The organism is Streptomyces sp. NEAU-174, from assembly GCF_052665095.1.
This window is the reverse complement of sequence record NZ_JBQTCE010000002.1, coordinates 90,566-106,789: the sequence shown is the minus strand read 5'-3', so window position 1 is coordinate 106,789 and position 16,224 is coordinate 90,566. Positions and strand designations below refer to the sequence as shown.

Here is a 16,224-nt window from a genome sequence, read left to right as displayed (position 1 = left end):
AAATGATTATCATGTAGCTTCCGTGTTCCGGTCGTACCCGCGCAGCCCCTGGAGAACCACGCCCATGCACTCTGTCCGCCGCCGGTGGACCGCCGCGCTGCCGCTCCTCCCGCTGCTCGCCGGGTGTTTCGCGGCCCGCGACGGTTCGCCGTACGACGCCGGGGCCGAGGCGGGCGGCGGGCGCCTCCGCGTCGCGATGGCCTTCCCGCCCGCCGAGCGCTTCTCCCCGTACGGCGCCGACGCCACCCTGCTCAGCAGGCTCGGCGTCACCGAGGGGCTGACCCGGCTGGACGGCAACGGCGGCGCGGTGCCCGCCCTCGCCGAGTCCTGGACCCGGGAGAGCGGCCGGGGCTGGGTGTTCACCCTGCGCGAGGCGCGGTTCCAGGACGGCACCGAGGTCACCCCGGCGGCGGTTGCGGGCGCACTCACCCACGCCACCCGCGCCGATCCGCCGCCCGCCGCGCTCACCGGGGTCGCGCTCACCGCGGAGGCGGTGGGGGAGCGGCGGGTCCGGGTCACCACCGCGACCGCCGACTCCGCCCTGCCGCTGCGGCTGTCCAGCCCGAGCCTGGCCGTCCTCTCGCCCAAGGCGTACCGGACGAAGGCCGATACGCGGCGGGGGGAGGCGGCGGCCGACCCGGCCGGCACCGCCACCGGCCCCTTCACCCTGACCAGGACCACCGGCACCACCCGTGCCACCCTCCACCGCTTCGACGACTACTGGGGCGGCCTGGCCCACGCCTCCGGCCTCGACGTCCGCTTCATCGCCGACGGCACGGCGCGTACCAACGCGCTGCGCGGCGGGGAGGTGGACCTGGCCGAGGCGGTCCCGGTCTCCCAGGCGGCCACCCTCGACCGGGCCACCCTCCGCGAGGTGCCCACCGCCCGCACCACCGCCCTCTTCCTCAACACCCGCTCCGGGCCCTTCGCCGACCCCGCCGTCCGTGCCACCGCCCGCGAGGCCGTCGACGGCTCCGCCCTCGCCGAGGACGTGTACGAGGGGCACGCCGACACCGGCCGCGGGCTGTTCGGCCCGGCCCTCACCTGGGCCGCGGGCGAGCGGCCCCGGCCGTCCGGCCGCCCCGCCGCCGCGCGGGTCCGGAACGCCTCGATCACCCTCGCCACCTACGACAACCGGCCCGAGCTCCCCGAGGTCGCGCAGGTGCTGCAACAGCAGCTGCGCAGGGCCGGGTTCGGCGTGAGGCTGGAGGTGCGCGAGTACTCCCGGCTCGAAGGCGACGCCCTGGCCGGGAGGTTCGACGCCGTGGTGGCCGCCCGCAACACCATGCTCGACACCGGCGACCCGGTGTCCTATCTCGCCGACGACTTCACCTGCGACGGCGGCTACAACCTGGCGCGGGTGTGCGACAAGGCCGTGGACCGCGCGGTCGCGGAGGCCGGGTCCCGCGCCGACGACGCGGCGCGCCACCGCGCGGCCCTGGCCGCGCAGACCGCCGTCCTGCGCACGGACGGGGCCGTCCCGCTGGTCCACCAGCGGATCCTGCACGGTGTGGGCGCGTCGGTGCGCGGTGTGATCCTCGACCCGTACGAGCGCACGCTCGTCGGCACGGGTACGCGGCGTTGAGCGGCGCACGGACGCGGTCCACCGGGCTGGTCGCGCTCTGGCGCGTCGCGCTCGCGGGGGCGTTGCTGTGCGGCATCGGTCTGCTGCCCTGGCTGTCCCGTACCGACCCCGCCCGCACCGTCCTCAAGGCGCGCGCGGCCGACCGCGACCCCAGCCCCGAGCTCCTGGAGTCCCTGCGCTCCCAACTCGGCCTCGACGCGGGGCCGTTGCGGCTGCTTGGCCGGTGGCTCGCCGGGCTGCCGCACGGCGACGCGGGTACGTCCTGGATCTCGGGGACGTCCGTGGCCCCCTCGGTGGCCGCGGCGCTCGGCGTGTCGCTGCTGCTCATGGGCGGCGCGCTGGTGGTCGCGGCGGCCACCGCGGGCGCGGTGTGCGGGCGCACGCTGTGGCTCGGGCCGCGGCGGCGGGCCGCCCGGCGCGGGGCCGGTGCGGGGAGCGGTGGCGCGCTGCTCGCCGCGCTGCCGGAGTTCCTGCTGGCGTCCGTGCTGGCCGCGGTGGTCGGGGTGCGGCTCGGCTGGCTGCCCGCGGTCGGCTGGTACGGGCCGCGCTGGATGGTGCTGCCCTCGCTCGCCCTCGGCCTGCCCGCGGGCGCCCTGCTGGGCCGGGTCCTGGACGACGCGCTGCCCGGCGCGTTCGCCGAACCCTGGGCGCGGGCCGCCGCCGCGCGCGGGCTGCCCGCCCGGCGGATCGCCCGCCAGGCGCTGCGGCGCGCCGTGCCCGGAGTGCTGCCGAACACCGGGCTGTTCGTGGTCGGGCTCACCGGAGGCGCGGTCGCCGTCGAGCAGGTCTTCGACATCCCCGGGCTCGGCCGGCTCTCCTTGCAGGCGGCCATCGCCCAGGACCTGCCGATGCTCCAGGCGTGCGCCCTCGTCCTGATCCTGCTCGCGGCCGTCGCCGGAGGTCTCGCCCGGCTCGCGGCCCGGCTGTCGCTCGGGCCCGCGCTGCGCGACGGGGCGCTGCCCTCGCCCGCCCGGCCCACCGCCCCGTCCGCCCGCGCGATTCCGCTGGTTCACGGCGCGCTGCTGCTCGCCGTCGTGGTGCTCGGTGCCCTCCGGGACCCGCTGGTGGTGGACACCGCCGCCCGGCTCACCGCCCCGTCCTGGGCGCATCCGTTCGGCACCGACGCGCTGGGCCGCGATCTGCTGGCCCGGGTGGGACACGGCGCCCTGTCCACGCTCGCGCTCGCGGCGGCGGTGAGCGCCGCCGCGCTGGTGGCGGGGGTGTCGCTCGGACTGGTGCCCCGGCTGTCGGGCGGACTCGCCGAGACGGTGAACGCGGTGCCGCCCGTGCTCGCCGGGCTGCTGGTCGCCGGGGCGGCGGGCCGCGGCCCGTACACCCCCGCGCTCGCCGTGGCCGCGGTCGCCTGGGCGCCGCTGGCCACGCACACCTCGGCCCTGCTGCGGCAGCAGCGCGCCGCCGCCCATCTCGCCGCCACCCGCGCGCTGGGCGCCTCCCGCCGCCATCTGCTGCGCCGCCACATCCTGCCCGCGGTCCTGCCCCCGGTCGTCCGCCACGCGCTGCTGCGCCTGCCGTCCGTGGCGCTCGCCCTGGCCGCGCTGGGCTTCCTCGGCCTGGGCGCCCAGCCGCCGTCGCCGGAGTGGGGCCGGCTGCTGGCGGAGAACCACCCCTACGCCGAGCGCGCCCCGTGGGCCGTCCTCGCCCCCGCCGCGGCGCTGGCCCTTCTGGGTCTCCTGGCGGTGACGGCGTCCGGCGGGGTGCGGTGGCCCCGGCGGCGCCCGCGCATTGACGACTGCCCGGGGCGCGTCGGAGACTGACGGTCCGCGCGCAGTGAACCGAAGTTCATTCCGCGAACACGCCCTTGGGGCGAGGGACCGCAAAGGACATCCGATATGACCCTCCACCGCGATCTGTTGATCGATGGCAAGGACACCCCGGCCGTCTCGGGGCGTACCGCCGAGGACCTCAACCCCTACACCGGGGAGGTGTTCGCCACCGTCGCGGCCGCCGGGGCCGAGGACGTGGCGCGTGCGGTGGCCGCCGCCGACGCCGCCTTCCCGGCCTGGGCGGAGCTGGCCCCGTTCGAGCGCCGTACGATCTTCCTGACCGCGGCGGACCTGCTGGAGTCGCGAGCCGCCCGGGCCGCCGAGATCATGGCCCAGGAGACCGGGGGCACCGCGCCCTGGGCGCATTTCAACGTGGGGCTGGCCGCGAACATCCTCCGCGAGGCCGCCGCCGCGATCACCGCCCCGCGCGGTGAGGTGCTCAGCGCCCAGGAGGCGGGCGCGCTCGGTCTCGCCGTCCGCGAACCGGCCGGTGTCGTCGCGGCCTTCGCGCCCTGGAACGCGCCGGTCATCCTCGGTGTCCGCGCCGTCGCGGCGCCCCTGGCGGCGGGCAACACGGTGGTGGTGAAGGCGAGCGAGGACGCCCCGCTCGCCTGCGGGCTCTTCGTCGCCGATGTGCTGCGCGACGCCGGGCTGCCCGACGGGGTGCTCAACGTGGTCACCAACGCCCGTGAGGACGCCGCCGAGGTGGCGGAGGCGCTCATCGCCGATCCGCGCGTACGGATCGTCAACTTCACCGGGTCCACCGGCGTCGGCAGGACCATCGGCTCACTGGCCGCGCGGCACCTCAAGCCGGCCGTGCTGGAGCTGGGCGGCAAGAACGCCATCATCGTCCTGGACGACGCCGATGTGGACCACGCGGTGAACGCCGCCGCCTTCGGCGTGTTCATGAACTCCGGTCAGATCTGCATGTCGGGCGACCGGATACTCGTCCATGAAAGCCTCGCCGAGGAGTTCACCGCGAAGTTCGCCGCCAAGGTGGCCGCCCTGCCGTGCGGCGGCCCCGCCCAACCGTCCACCGTCGTCGGTCCGCTGATCACGGCCGACTCGGCGCGCCGGGTGGCGGCCCTGGTGAGGGACGCGGTGGACAAGGGCGCCACGGTGCTGACCGGCGGTGGCGAACCGGACGGCGCGGTCCACCCGGCGACGGTGCTGACCGACGTCACCCCGGACATGGACATCCACCACGCCGAGGCGTTCGGGCCGGTCTGCGTGCTGGCCACCTTCGCCGACGACGATCGGGCCGTGGCCCTGGCCAACTCCACCGACCTCGGCCTGACCTGCGGCATCATCACCGAGAACGGAACCCATGGGCTCAAGGTCGCCCGCCGCGTCCGGACCGGCATCGTGCACATCAACGACCAGTCGGTGGCGGACGAGCCCCAGGCCCCGTTCGGTGGCGTCAAGCACTCGGGGTACGGGCGATTCGGCGGCCGCTGGGGCATCGAGGCATTCAGCGACACCCGCTGGATCACCCTCGCCACCCAGCACGCCCACTACCCGTTTTAGGGGGGGCCGCAGCTCCGCGGCTCGGCGGGACTTTGCCCCCGGGCCCCCGGGCCGCCGGATCCCCGGGCTGCCGGATCCCCGGATCCCCGAGCCCCGGGCCCCCGAACCTCGGGCCGCCGGATCCCGGGCCCCCGAACCCTGGGCCCTCGGGCCCCCAACCCCCGGGCCGCCGGATCCCCGGGCCGCCGGGCCGCCGGGCCGCCGGGCCCCGGATCCCCGGATCCCCAGGCCGCCGGATCCCCGGCCCCCGAACCTCGGGCCCCCGGCCCCCGGGCCCCCGGGCCCCGGATCCCCGGCCCCCCGAACCCTGGGCCCCCGGGCCCCCGAACCCTGGGCTGCCGGGCCCCCGAACCTCGGGCCCCCGAACCCCGAACCCCGGGCCGCCGGATCCCCGGGCCCCGGACCCCCGCGCCCCCAGACCCCGGGGGTCCGGGGGCGTAGCCCCCGGTAACGGGAAGGGGCGGGGAGGGGAAAGGCCCGCCGGGCACCCCGTAGCGCGGGCGCATGGCTCGGGCCGCTTGCCGGGGATACTCAGCCTCTCCCCGGGCCCCTCAGCCGACCCCGGGGATGAGGGGCACGGCCCCGGGGCGGCGCGCCGCCAGTCGCAGCGCCCTGACCGTGGTGCGCACCACCTGCTCCTTGGCGCGCGCTGCCGTGCCACCGCGCAGCACCGTCTCGCGCGGGGAGTCGTCCGCCCGCACCAGCTGGATCAGCCCGTCCCGGCGGCCCAGGCTCACGCACTGCGCCACGAAGCGGAAGCGCAACGGCTTCGGCTCCCGCCCCCGCGTCTCGGCGATGATCGAGGAGGCGGCGTGCGAACCGGACGGAAGCGCGGTGGCGCAGGCCATGCGCAGGGCACCGGCGGCCGGGCTGGCCATGGCCGCCGCGTCGCCCACCGCGTAGATCTCCGGATGGGACACCGAGCGCAGCGTGGCGTCGACGCGGACGCGACCGGCCGGGTCGAGGGCGATTCCGGCGGCCTCGGCCAGGCCCGTGTTCGCGGTCATCGCGGTGGCCCAGACCACCGCGTCGGCGTCGATGTCCTCCGGGCGCGCCACCCGGCGGCCCTCCTCGATCCGGACACCGAGCCCGGTGAGCGTCGTACGGACATGGGCGCGGCCCTTCGCCGACAGCCCCGTGCCGACATCCTCGCCCGTGATCAGCCGGACCTTCCAGGCGTCGTGGGACTCGGCGATCTCGGCCGCGAGCTCGATGCCGGTGAGTCCTCCGCCGACCACCGTCAGCTCACCCGGCCCGTCCAGCAGCCGCTTGTGCAGTTCGGCCGCCGTCTCCGGGGTATAGGCGCGCTCACCGGGGTCGGCGGTGCGGCTGCCGAGCGCGTACACCAGCCGGTCGTACGCGAGCCGGCGGCCGTCGTCGGTGGTGATCCGCCGGGCGGCCGGATCGATCCCGGTGGCGCGGGCGGCCACGTGGGCGATCCTGGCCCGCCGGGTCAGCGTGTCGAGCGGATGGGTGATGTCGGGCCGTCCGGCGGCCCGCTCGTGCAGCCGCACCCGCTCGGTGAAGGCGGGGCTCGGATCGACCAGGGTGACGCGGGTGTGCGGGGCCAGCCGCAGGGCGGCCATCAGCCCCGCATAGCCCGCGCCGAGCACCAGGACCTGCTGCTTCTCCATATGGGCGGCCTCCTCGCCGGTCGGTGTTCACGAGGAGGACGACACGGCGGCCCGAGATGTGACGGTGATGCCGGTCACAGGTTCGGCAGGTCGAGATGGCGGAGCTTGTCGGGGTTGACGATCGCGTCGATCTCGGTGATCAGCCCCTGGTGCACCGAGAACGCGAAGACCACGGCCTGCCCGCTCGCACTGTCGACGATGACCAGCCCCGGGGCGCCGTTGACGTCGCGGTGGTGCACCAGCATCGTGGCCGGGTCGAAGCCCCGGGCCAGCCGCTGGGCGAAGCGGGCCACCTTCTCGTTCCCCAGCACCGGGAGCCGGGCCGCCGCCACCTTGCCGCCGCCGTCCGAACGCCAGACGACCTCCGGATCCAGGATCTCCAGCAGCCCGTCCATGTCACCGCCCATGACCGCCCGGAGGAACGCGTCCACGGCCCGCCGGTGCTCCTCGCGGTCCACCGAGCGCCGCGGCGCCTCCGCCCGGACCCGCTTGCGGGCGCGCGAGGCCAGCTGCCGTACGGACTCCGGGCTCCGGCCCACCACCTCGGCGATCTCCGGGAACGGCACCGAGAAGACATCGTGCAGGATGAAGGCGGTCCGCTCCGCCGGGGTCAGCCGCTCCAGCACGGTGAGCAGCGCGAGACCCACCGACTCGTCCAGCGTCACCCGGTCCTCCGGACCACCGGCCGCCACCACCGGCTCGGGCAGCCAGGGGCCGATGTAACGCTCACGCCGCACCCGCGCAGAACCCAGCAGGTCGTAGCAGATGCGGCTGATGACGGTGGTCAGATACGCGCGGGGGTCGGCCACCTCGTCCGCGGGCAGCGCCTGCCAGCGCAGCCAGGTCTCCTGCACCGCGTCATCGGCGTCGGCGACCGAGCCGGTGATGCGGTACGCGACGGCCCACAGCCGGTCGCGCTGCTCTTCGAAGGCGGTCAGCTCTGCCATGTCCCGATCCTCTCCTCGGCTTCCCGGCCCGAGAAGCTCGGCTTCCCGGCCCGAGAAGGAGGACGAGACAGCGGCCGGAAGTGTGACAGCCGCCTCCCGGGGCGCGGTCGTGGACCGGGCCGACGGGTTGGCGCGGGGGCCACGGCAGGCGTAAGCAGTAGATGTGCACTCGCGGCAAGGTCTCTCGGATCTGCGCCGGCCAAGGTGGCGGACCCATGTCTTGGTCGTGATCCCCCTGCTGGTCATCGGGCTGATCACGGTCGGCGACGTGCTGGCACCGGCAAGTGTCCGGCTCAGCCCGCTGCTGATCGCCGCCCCCGCCATGACCGCCTCGTTCGCCGGTCCGGTGCTCACCGCGTGCGTCGGGCTGCTGGCCGTCTTCGCGCAGATCGCGGCGAACGCCTCGGAGGGGTTCCTCGGCCATCCCGGCCGGCTGGCCGAGGTGGTCACCCTCGCCCTGGTCTCGGCGATGATCGTGCTGTTCCGCGCGGTCCTCGACCGGCACATGCGCGAGCTGATCCGGGTGCGGGCGGTGGCCGATGTGGCGCAGCGGGTGCTGCTGCGCCCGCTCCCCGTCAGGGTCGGCCCGCTGGTGATCGCCTCGGTCTACCTCGCGGCCGAACCGGGGGCGGAGATCGGCGGCGATCTGTACGCGGCGGCGCGCACCTCGAACGCCACCCGGCTGATCATCGGCGATGTCCGGGGCAGCGGGCTGACCGCCGTCGCGGACGCCTCCCTGGTGCTCGGCGCCTTCCGGGCGATCGCCCACTGGCCGGTGCCGCTGACCGATCTGGCGTCCCACCTGGACACCGCGCTGTCCGCGGAGCGGACCGAACCCCGCGACAAGGCGCCCGGGGCGGGGGAGTCGTTCGTCACCGCAGCCGTGCTGGAGATCCCCGACGACCGGCCGGTGGTCCGCCTCGTCAACTGCGGACATCCGCCGCCGCTCCTGCTGTGCGACTCCGGTGTCAAGGCGCTGGAGGGCCAGGCGCCCGCACTGCCGCTGGGCCTCGGCCACCTGGCGGCCGGCCGCTACCACACCGAGGTCTTCCCGTTCGAGGAGGGCGATCGGCTGCTGCTCTACACCGACGGGGTGGTCGAGGCGCGGAACAGCGAGGGCACCTTCTTCCCGCTCGCCGAGCGGCTCCCCGGAGCGGACGGCGGCGGCCCCCAGTACCTCATCGACTGTCTGCACCGCGATCTGCTCAGCCACACGGGCGGCCACCAGGGCGATGACGCCGCCCTGGTCGTCCTCGAACGCCACCGGGTGGAGCGCTGACGCACCCGGCGGCGCCCGCCAGCCGCACCCCGGCCGAGGTGCCCGCTCGCGGCACCGCCCAGGAACGGACATCGGCCTCGATCGCTCGTAAACTGGTCATATGGGCGGGAACGAGGGCCCGAATCAGGGCCCCGAGGACTTCGGGCCGGATCCACTCGGCGACTTCCTCGCACGCTTCCTCGGGACCGGGCCGGCCGGGCAGCGGCCCGATTCGCGCCATGTCGACTTCGGCCGGCTGATGAGCGAGAACGCACGCCATCTCGTCTCGGCCGCCGCCTCCTACGCCGCCGAACACGGCAGCACCGACCTCGACACCGAGCATCTGCTGCGGGCGGCGCTCTCCGCCGAGCCCACCCGCACCATGGTCTCGCGCGCCGGAGCCGACCCCGACCGGATCGCCGCGGAGATCGACCGGGAGGCGGGCGGCGGGCCGCCGCGCAACTCGGTCGCCGTCACCCCGGCCGTCAAACGGGCGTTGCTCGACGCCCATGAGATAGCCCGCTCGCGCGGCTCCTCGTACATCGGCCCCGAACACGTGCTGATCGCGCTCGCCGCCAACCGCGAGTCCACCGCCGGGCAGATCCTGGGCGCCGCCCGCTTCGAGCCCCGGGCTCCCGGCCCGCCGACCGGCGGCCTCACCCCGAGCGCCCCCACGGCCGATCAGAGGCCCGTCATGGACCAGCGGAAGACCCCGAACCTCGACCGGTTCGGGCGCGACCTGACCGAGCTGGCCCGCGAGGGGCGGATCGACCCGGTGATCGGCCGCGACGAGGAGATCGAGCAGAGCATCGAGGTGCTCGCCCGGCGCGGCAAGAACAACCCCGTCCTCATCGGCGAGGCCGGAGTCGGCAAGACGGCCGTCGTCGAAGGGCTCGCCCAGCGGATCAGCGACGCCGATGTGCCGGACATCCTGCTCGGCCGCCGGGTCGTCCAGCTCGACATCGCGAGCGTCGTGGCCGGCACCCGCTTCCGCGGCGACTTCGAGCAGCGCGTCACCAGCATCGTCGACGAGATCCGCGCCAACTCCGACGAATTGATCATTTTCATCGACGAGCTGCACACGGTGGTCGGCGCCGGCGGCGGTGGCTCCGAGGGCGGCCAGATGGACGCCAGCAACCTCCTCAAGCCCGCGCTGGCCCGCGGCGAACTGCATGTGATGGGCGCGACCACGCTCCGGGAGTACCGCCAGTACATCGAGAAGGACGCCGCGCTCGCCCGCCGCTTCCAGCCCATCATGGTCCCCGAGCCCACCTCCGCGGACGCCGTCGCCATCCTGCACGGCCTCCGCGACCGCTACGAGGCCCACCACCAGGTCCGCTACACCGACGAGGCGCTGCTCGCCGCCGTCGAGCTCTCCGACCGCTATCTGACCGACCGTTTCCTGCCCGACAAGGCCATCGACCTCATGGACCAGGCGGGGGCCCGGGTACGGCTGCGCTCCAGCGCCCGCGGCACCGATTTGCGCGCCCTGGAGCGGGAGGTCGAGCAGCTCACCCGGGACAAGGACCAGGCCGTGGCGTCCGAGAGCTATGAACGTGCCACCTCGCTGCGGGACCGGATCGCCGAGCTGAACAACCGGATCGCGCAGGCGTCCGGAACGCAGTACCACGGCGGGCGCGTCGCCGAGGTCACCGTCGAGGACATCGCCGAGATCGTCTCCCGGCAGACCGGAATCCCCGTCTCCAGCCTCACCCAGGAGGAGCGCGAACGGCTGCTCAGCCTGGAGGAGCACCTCCACCGCCGGGTCGTCGGGCAGGAGGAGGCCGTGTCCGCCGTGGCCGACGCGGTCCTGCGCGCCCGCGCCGGACTCGCCGACCCCAACCGCCCCAGCGGCAGCTTCCTCTTCCTCGGCCCCACCGGCGTCGGCAAGACCGAACTCGCCCGCGCACTGGCCGAGGCGCTCTTCGGCAGCGAGGACCGCATGGTCCGCCTCGACATGAGCGAGTACCAGGAGAAGCACACCGTCAGCCGGCTGGTCGGCGCGCCACCCGGATACGTCGGGCACGAGGAGGCCGGACAGCTCACCGAGGCGGTGCGCCGCCAGCCCTACTCGCTGCTGCTCCTGGACGAGGTGGAGAAGGCCCACCCCGATGTCTTCAACATCCTGCTCCAGGTGCTCGACGACGGCAGGCTGACGGACGCCCAGGGCCGCACCATCGACTTCAAGAACACCGTCATCGTGATGACCAGCAACCTCGGCTCGGAGGCCATCACCGGACGCGGTGGCCCGCTGGGCTTCGGCGGCGGCGGTGGCGAGGAGGCCGACGACGCGGCGCGCCGGGAGCGGGTGCTGCGCCCGCTGCGGGAGCACTTCCGGCCGGAATTCCTCAACCGCATCGACGAGATCATCATCTTCCGCCGGCTCGCCGACGACCAGCTGCGGCAGATCGCCGATGTGCTGCTGGAGGAGACCCGGCGCCGGCTGCACGCCCAGGACGTCGGCGTGGAGTTCACCCTGGCCGCGGTCGACTGGCTGGCCAAGCACGGACACCAGCCGGAGTACGGCGCCCGGCCGCTGCGCCGCACCATCCAGCGCGAGGTCGACAATCCGCTCTCCCGGATGCTGCTCGGCGGCGAGCTGCCCGCGCACAGCCAGGTCCGGGTCGATGTGCACGACGACCGGCTGGTGTTCCACACCCAGGACGACGCCGAGCCGACGGGGCAGCTCGGTCCCCCGGGTCACACGGAGCGGCCGGGCGGGACGGAGGGGCCGGGCGGTACGGAGGGACCGGAGCGGTAGCGCCACCCGGGGCGAGCCCGGTCAGCGCCCCATGGACAGGCCGTCCTTCTTGCCGCCCCGGCTGAGCACCGCCTCCTGGATGGTGCTCAGGGCGCTGGTGTACCCCGGGTTGCCGGGGCTCTTCTCCAGGGCCCGGGGAAGGTTCACCAGGGTGATCGGGTCGTTGTCCACCGCGTGCGGGATGTACTCCGCCTTCTTCACCCGCCACGCCCTGCCCGGGGCGGAGGGCGGGGTGAAGGTGAAGCGCGCCGCCGAGCCCATCTGGCCGCGCTTGTCGGGCATCACCCCGGCGATCTGGTCGCCCATGCCGTAGACCACCCAGGTGCCGTTGACCTTCTCGTACGCCTGGGGGATATGAGCGTGGGTGCCGATGATCAGGTCGATGTCGCGGCGGCCGCCGTGCTTGGAAGCGGTGAGCTTCCTCGCGAGCGAGAGCTGGAGCTTGTCCGGCGCCTGTTGCCACTCGGTGCCCCAGTGCACGCTGACGACGACCACATCGGCCCCGGCGCGCCGCGCGGCCCGCGCGTCCTTGATGATCCGCGCCGGATTGATGAGGTTGACCAGCCATGGTTTGCCCTTGGGGACGGGGATGCCGTTGGTGCCGTAGGCGTAGGCGAGATGGGCCACCTTGGCGCCACCGGCCTCCATGATCGTGGGACGGACGCTCTCCGCGGCGGAACGGGCCGATCCGGCGTGCTTGAGCCCGGCCTTGTCCATGGCGTCGAGGGTGCGGACCACCCCCTCGGGACCGGCGTCGAGGGTGTGGTTGGAGGCGGTGGAGCAGGAGTCGTAGCCGACGTCCTTCACGGCCGAGGCGAGCTGCGGAGGCGTCTTGAAGGTCGGATAGCCGGTGAACGGCCCGTGGGCGGCCCCGTAGACGGTCTCCATATGGCAGATGGCCAGGTCGGCCTGGGCGACGATGGGGGCGGCCGCCCGGATCATGCGCCGGAAGTCATAGCTCTCACCGCCCGAGTCCGCCTTCGCCTGCCGGATGACCGAGGCGTGCACCAGCAGATCGCCGGTGGCCACGAGGGTGAAGTTCTTCATGGACCCGCTTCTGGCCGCCGCCGAGGTCTTCGACGGCTTCGCCTCGGCCTTCGGGGCGGCCGGTGTCCCGCTGCCGCACGCGGTGGCGGCGCCGAGCAGGGCGACGGCGAGAAGCGCCGTCCGATGGCGTGGGTGATGGGACACGGTGCACTCCGCACTGGTCCGGCCATGCCGGACCCCTTTTGTTCTGATTGTCGGATTGTCATATTTATTGCACGACATCAGAGGGGCTTGCGGAGTGGTGGGGAGCTTCACCGGTTCGGCCGATCGGTTGCACCCGGTGGGCCCGGTCAACCTCTGTCCGGAGGCCATCGATGGGACAATGCCCGCCCGCCGCGCGGCGCCGCCGCCGGGACGGTCCCCGGGTGGCCGTCTCAGCGCGTAACTCCCTTGTAAACAAGGGCTGTTAGCGGTGCGCGCGGGGTCCGGAGCTGACACCATGAAGGGGTCGCTCGTGGCATCCGCGGTGGGACCTCGGGGGAGGACGTTCCATGCAGACCGGCCGGCCCAGCATCACCGCCCGCGGCGCGGCCGCGTTCCGCGCCGCTCACCAGGAGCTGGAGGGCGGCCGGGTGTTCTCCGACCCGCTGGCGCTCCGTATCCTCGCCGCCGACGCGGACGACCCCGTCCTCGAGGCGGCCTTCCACCCCGGGCGCGAGGACGTACGGCTGTCCGTGGCGGCCCGCGCGCGGTTCGCCGAGGACGCCGTCGCGGCCGCCGTGACACGCGGGGTACGGCAGGCGGTGGCGCTCGGGGCGGGGCTGGACACCTTCGGCTGCCGCAATCCGTACGGGACGGAGGGCCTCAGGGTGTTCGAGGTGGACCACCCCGCCACCCAGGAGTGGAAGCGCGACCGGCTGTCCGCCGCGGAGATCCCCGTACCGCCGTCACTGACCTTCGCGCCGGTGGACTTCGAGCGGCAGAGCCTGGCCGACGGGCTGACGGCTGCGGGCTTCGACCCGGCCCGCCCGGCGTTCTTCCTCTGGCTCGGGGTGGTGCCGTATCTGACCCACACCGCCGTGCTGGACACGCTCGGCCTCATCGCGGCCCTGCCGGACGGCTCGGGCGTGGTCTTCGACTACGGCGAGCCGCCGGACGCGCTGCCACCGGAGCAACGTGCCGTGCACGAGGCGCGCGCGGCGTGGGCCGCCGAGGCCGGCGAGCCCTTCCTCAGCTTCTTCACCCCGGAGGAGCTCGCGGATCAACTGCGCCGACTGGGCTTCTCCACGACGGAGGACATCCGCTACCGCGACCTCACGGCCCGGTACGAGAGCGGCCACCGCGATGCCGCGGGACACGCGGACCTCGATGCCCATGTGATCCACGCCTGGACGCGGGGCTGAGCGCGTGGACTCGAGACCGAGCGCCTGGTTGCGGGACTGAGCCCGGACCGCCGGTGGTGGCGGCCCGGGCCTGGTCAACCCGCCCGTCAGCGAAGGGAGTTGGGGAGATTGCCGGCGGCGGTGACCGGTACGGTGACCCGGCTGTCACCCAGGTCCACCGTCACCTTCGTCCCGGTCGCGTCCTCGAAGTAGAGGAAGTCGGCGTCGGTACCGCCGAGGACCAGCCCCAGCCGATGACCCGGCTTGAGCTCGTAGTCGCCCGGCAGGGTCTTCCAGGTGATCCGGTAGGACCGGCCGGGGGTCAGCGGCTCGGGGGTGGTGAGCGAGTGGCGGTTCTGGGCGTCCATCCAGCCCCGGGCGATCACCGCGGAGGATGTGCGCGCCGTCACATTGGCGGTCTGCTGATAGCAGGCGTCGTCCTGGGCGGTGCTCTCCCCGTGGCAGGACTCCTCGTCCAGCCCCCGCAGACCGTCGTGGATCCGGTTCTGGGGTTCGTTGCGGTTCCAGTCGATCCGTTCGTCCTCGCCGTAGTCCACGAGCAGCGCGGTGAGGTTCGATGTCGGCTTGTCGAGCGTGACCCGCAGATCGGCGGTGGGTGTGCCGGACAGCCGCACCCCGGTGCGCAGTGGCGGGGTGATGAACGCCAGCCGGCCGGGGCGGTCCGCCGACGGGTCGGCGGTGAGATCCGCCTCGCTCAGCTTGGTGTCGGTGAAGGTCCCGGTGCCGCTCGCGGGACTCAGCGCCAGCGAGCCGTCGGGCCCGGGGTGCAGGGGGACCGAGGAGGTGCCCGCGGGCCAGTCGGCCTGGGTCGTCCAGGTGTCCGGACCGGTCTGTAGGTCGACGCGGGGCTCGTCCATGATTCCGTTCTGGATGCCGTACAGCCAGTGGTCGAACCACCGGTGCACGGTGTCGACCCACTGCGCGCGCCGACCGGGCCAGTCGAACGGATCGGTGTGGCCGTAGCGGCCCAGCCACAGCTTGCGCGGCACCCCGCGCTCGGCCAGCGCGTCCCACCAGTTCGCGAGCTGGTTGATCCGGATGTTGTAGTCGTTGAGGTCATGCGCGGCGAGGACGCTCGCGCGCACCTTGTCCACCTCGGGCGCGGGCCGCGCGATGTAATTGCGCTCATCCCAGTGGGCGTTGTAGTTGCCGGTGGCGTCGTCCTCACCGGCCTGCAACCGCTCGCGCACCGCCTGGCACTTCTGGGGCGGGTCGGTGTCCAGCGCGGTGGTCAGGTACGAGGCGAAACCGCTCCAGTGCTTGGCGCCGTTGGTGCGGGCGAACTCGTACCAGGAGCTGACTCCGGAGATCGGGACGATGGTCTCCAGCCCCTCCACCCCGGTGCCCGCGACCGCGTTGGCCAGCATGCCCTCGTACGAGTGGCCGATCATGCCTACCTTGCCGGTGGACCAGGAGGCCTTCACCTCGCTGCCATCGGCCGCGTACGCCGTGGCGCGGCCGCCCAGCCAGTCGATCGTGGCCTTGGCGGCGGCCACATCGGCGGCGCCGCCGACCGTCAGACAGCCGTCGGATCTGCCGGTGCCGGTCACATCGACATCGACCACGGCGTAGCCGCGCGGGACGAAGTAATTGTCGTAGAAGAGAGGGAACTTGGCCGGGTTGCCCTGGGCGTCGTAGCTCTTGCGCTCCGACTCGAAGCCGCGGCCCACGGTGTCGTTGTAGGGACTGGACGACATGATGACCGGCACCTTGAGACCCCGCTGAGTCTCCTTGGGCCGGATGATGTCCACCGCGACCCGGTCCTTGTGGCCATCGCCGTCGCTGTCGACCGGCGTCTGGACCATCAGATGCTCACGCACGGCGTCCGCGTAGGAGAACACCGGCTGGGTGCGGCCGTCCACCACCTTGGTGACGGGTCCGGTGGCTGTCCGGGCCGACGCGGGCCCGGCGGGCAGTGCGGCAAGGGCTGTCGACATCGTGAGCGCGGCGATCACGACCCCGCGCCATCGTGCGGTACGTCGTGCAGTACGCATACGGACCTCCTGGCCACGGCCCCCGGCCCGGGACCACCGGCCGGCGGTGACCGGTCGGCGGTCCCGGGGTTCCGGAGCCATGGAGGCTACTCGGCGATTTTCGTACGCATGGTCCAGCGAAAGATCGCTGTGGTGATGTCAGCGGAATCGTTGACGAGTTCGAAGTGCTCGTATCCATCGCGGTGCTGGATTTTGAGCTTCTTGCCGGCGAGCGTCGACCGCTCGGTCCGGAATGCGCGGGGCAGATCGTCCGGTCCGCCTTCGAGGACGACCTCGATCGGACTCCCCTCGGACAGATAACTGACGTGTTCGCTCAATATCTCCACCTCCTTACGCGGTCCTCC

At 73.7% G+C, this 16,224-nt stretch carries 12 protein-coding genes; 7 read left to right on the top strand and 5 right to left on the bottom strand.

What is annotated here, in order from left to right:
* Window positions 1-64: 64 nt before the first annotated feature.
* The 3 genes from ACT2CW_RS05430 (at window position 65) to ACT2CW_RS05420 (ending at window position 4,896) form a co-directional block, all read left to right on the top strand.
* Entirely contained in the window at window positions 65-1,585 is a 1,521-nt protein-coding gene (locus ACT2CW_RS05430) for an ABC transporter substrate-binding protein (protein WP_445515724.1), read from the top strand.
* The gene (locus tag ACT2CW_RS05425; RefSeq protein WP_445515723.1) at window positions 1,582-3,360 is read left to right on the top strand and encodes an ABC transporter permease subunit; all 1,779 of its coding nucleotides are present in this window, start codon (window positions 1,582-1,584) and stop codon (window positions 3,358-3,360) included. The genes ACT2CW_RS05430 and ACT2CW_RS05425 overlap by 4 nt, the downstream gene beginning before the upstream one ends.
* A 75-nt stretch (window positions 3,361-3,435) precedes the next feature.
* A complete protein-coding gene (locus ACT2CW_RS05420; protein ID WP_445515722.1) occupies window positions 3,436-4,896 on the top strand; it encodes an aldehyde dehydrogenase family protein in 1,461 nt (486 codons plus the stop codon).
* 551 nt (window positions 4,897-5,447) lie between these two features.
* Here the strand turns inward: ACT2CW_RS05420 and ACT2CW_RS05415 are convergent.
* Window positions 5,448-6,530, bottom strand: coding sequence for an NAD(P)/FAD-dependent oxidoreductase (locus ACT2CW_RS05415; RefSeq protein ID WP_445515721.1), 1,083 nt, complete (start codon window positions 6,528-6,530; stop codon window positions 5,448-5,450).
* Window positions 6,531-6,604: 74 nt separating this feature from the next.
* Complete coding sequence (sigJ, locus tag ACT2CW_RS05410; protein ID WP_182474014.1) at window positions 6,605-7,477, bottom strand: RNA polymerase sigma factor SigJ; 873 nt, start codon at window positions 7,475-7,477, stop codon at window positions 6,605-6,607.
* A gap of 220 nt (window positions 7,478-7,697) precedes the next feature.
* Between sigJ and ACT2CW_RS05405 the strand changes: the two genes are divergently transcribed.
* Together ACT2CW_RS05405 and ACT2CW_RS05400 are read left to right on the top strand one after the other, a co-directional pair.
* Complete coding sequence (locus tag ACT2CW_RS05405) at window positions 7,698-8,756, top strand: PP2C family protein-serine/threonine phosphatase (protein WP_445515720.1); 1,059 nt, start codon at window positions 7,698-7,700, stop codon at window positions 8,754-8,756.
* A gap of 100 nt (window positions 8,757-8,856) precedes the next feature.
* Window positions 8,857-11,496, top strand: coding sequence for an ATP-dependent Clp protease ATP-binding subunit (locus tag ACT2CW_RS05400; RefSeq protein WP_445515719.1), 2,640 nt, complete (start codon window positions 8,857-8,859; stop codon window positions 11,494-11,496).
* A 21-nt stretch (window positions 11,497-11,517) separates the two neighbouring features.
* Here the strand turns inward: ACT2CW_RS05400 and ACT2CW_RS05395 are convergent, their stop codons facing one another.
* The gene (locus ACT2CW_RS05395; RefSeq protein WP_250853414.1) at window positions 11,518-12,543 is read right to left on the bottom strand and encodes a CapA family protein; all 1,026 of its coding nucleotides are present in this window, start codon (window positions 12,541-12,543) and stop codon (window positions 11,518-11,520) included.
* On the opposite strand from ACT2CW_RS05395, the gene ACT2CW_RS05390 reads away from it, so the two are divergent.
* Together ACT2CW_RS05390 and ACT2CW_RS05385 are read left to right on the top strand one after the other, a co-directional pair.
* Complete coding sequence (locus tag ACT2CW_RS05390) at window positions 12,542-12,679, top strand: hypothetical protein (protein WP_445515718.1); 138 nt, start codon at window positions 12,542-12,544, stop codon at window positions 12,677-12,679. The genes ACT2CW_RS05395 and ACT2CW_RS05390 overlap by 2 nt on opposite strands.
* Before the next feature lie 355 nt (window positions 12,680-13,034).
* The gene (locus ACT2CW_RS05385) at window positions 13,035-13,886 is read left to right on the top strand and encodes a class I SAM-dependent methyltransferase (RefSeq protein ID WP_445515717.1); all 852 of its coding nucleotides are present in this window, start codon (window positions 13,035-13,037) and stop codon (window positions 13,884-13,886) included.
* A gap of 86 nt (window positions 13,887-13,972) precedes the next feature.
* On the opposite strand, the gene ACT2CW_RS05380 is transcribed toward ACT2CW_RS05385, so the two are convergent.
* Both ACT2CW_RS05380 and ACT2CW_RS05375 read right to left on the bottom strand, forming a co-directional pair.
* Window positions 13,973-15,880 carry a Xaa-Pro dipeptidyl-peptidase gene (locus ACT2CW_RS05380; protein WP_445515716.1) on the bottom strand — a complete coding sequence of 636 codons (1,908 nt, stop codon included), beginning with the start codon at window positions 15,878-15,880 and terminating at the stop codon, window positions 13,973-13,975.
* Between the two features lie 86 nt (window positions 15,881-15,966).
* Window positions 15,967-16,206, bottom strand: coding sequence for a DUF5988 family protein (locus ACT2CW_RS05375; RefSeq protein ID WP_445515715.1), 240 nt, complete (start codon window positions 16,204-16,206; stop codon window positions 15,967-15,969).
* Between the last annotated feature and the right edge of the window lie 18 nt (window positions 16,207-16,224).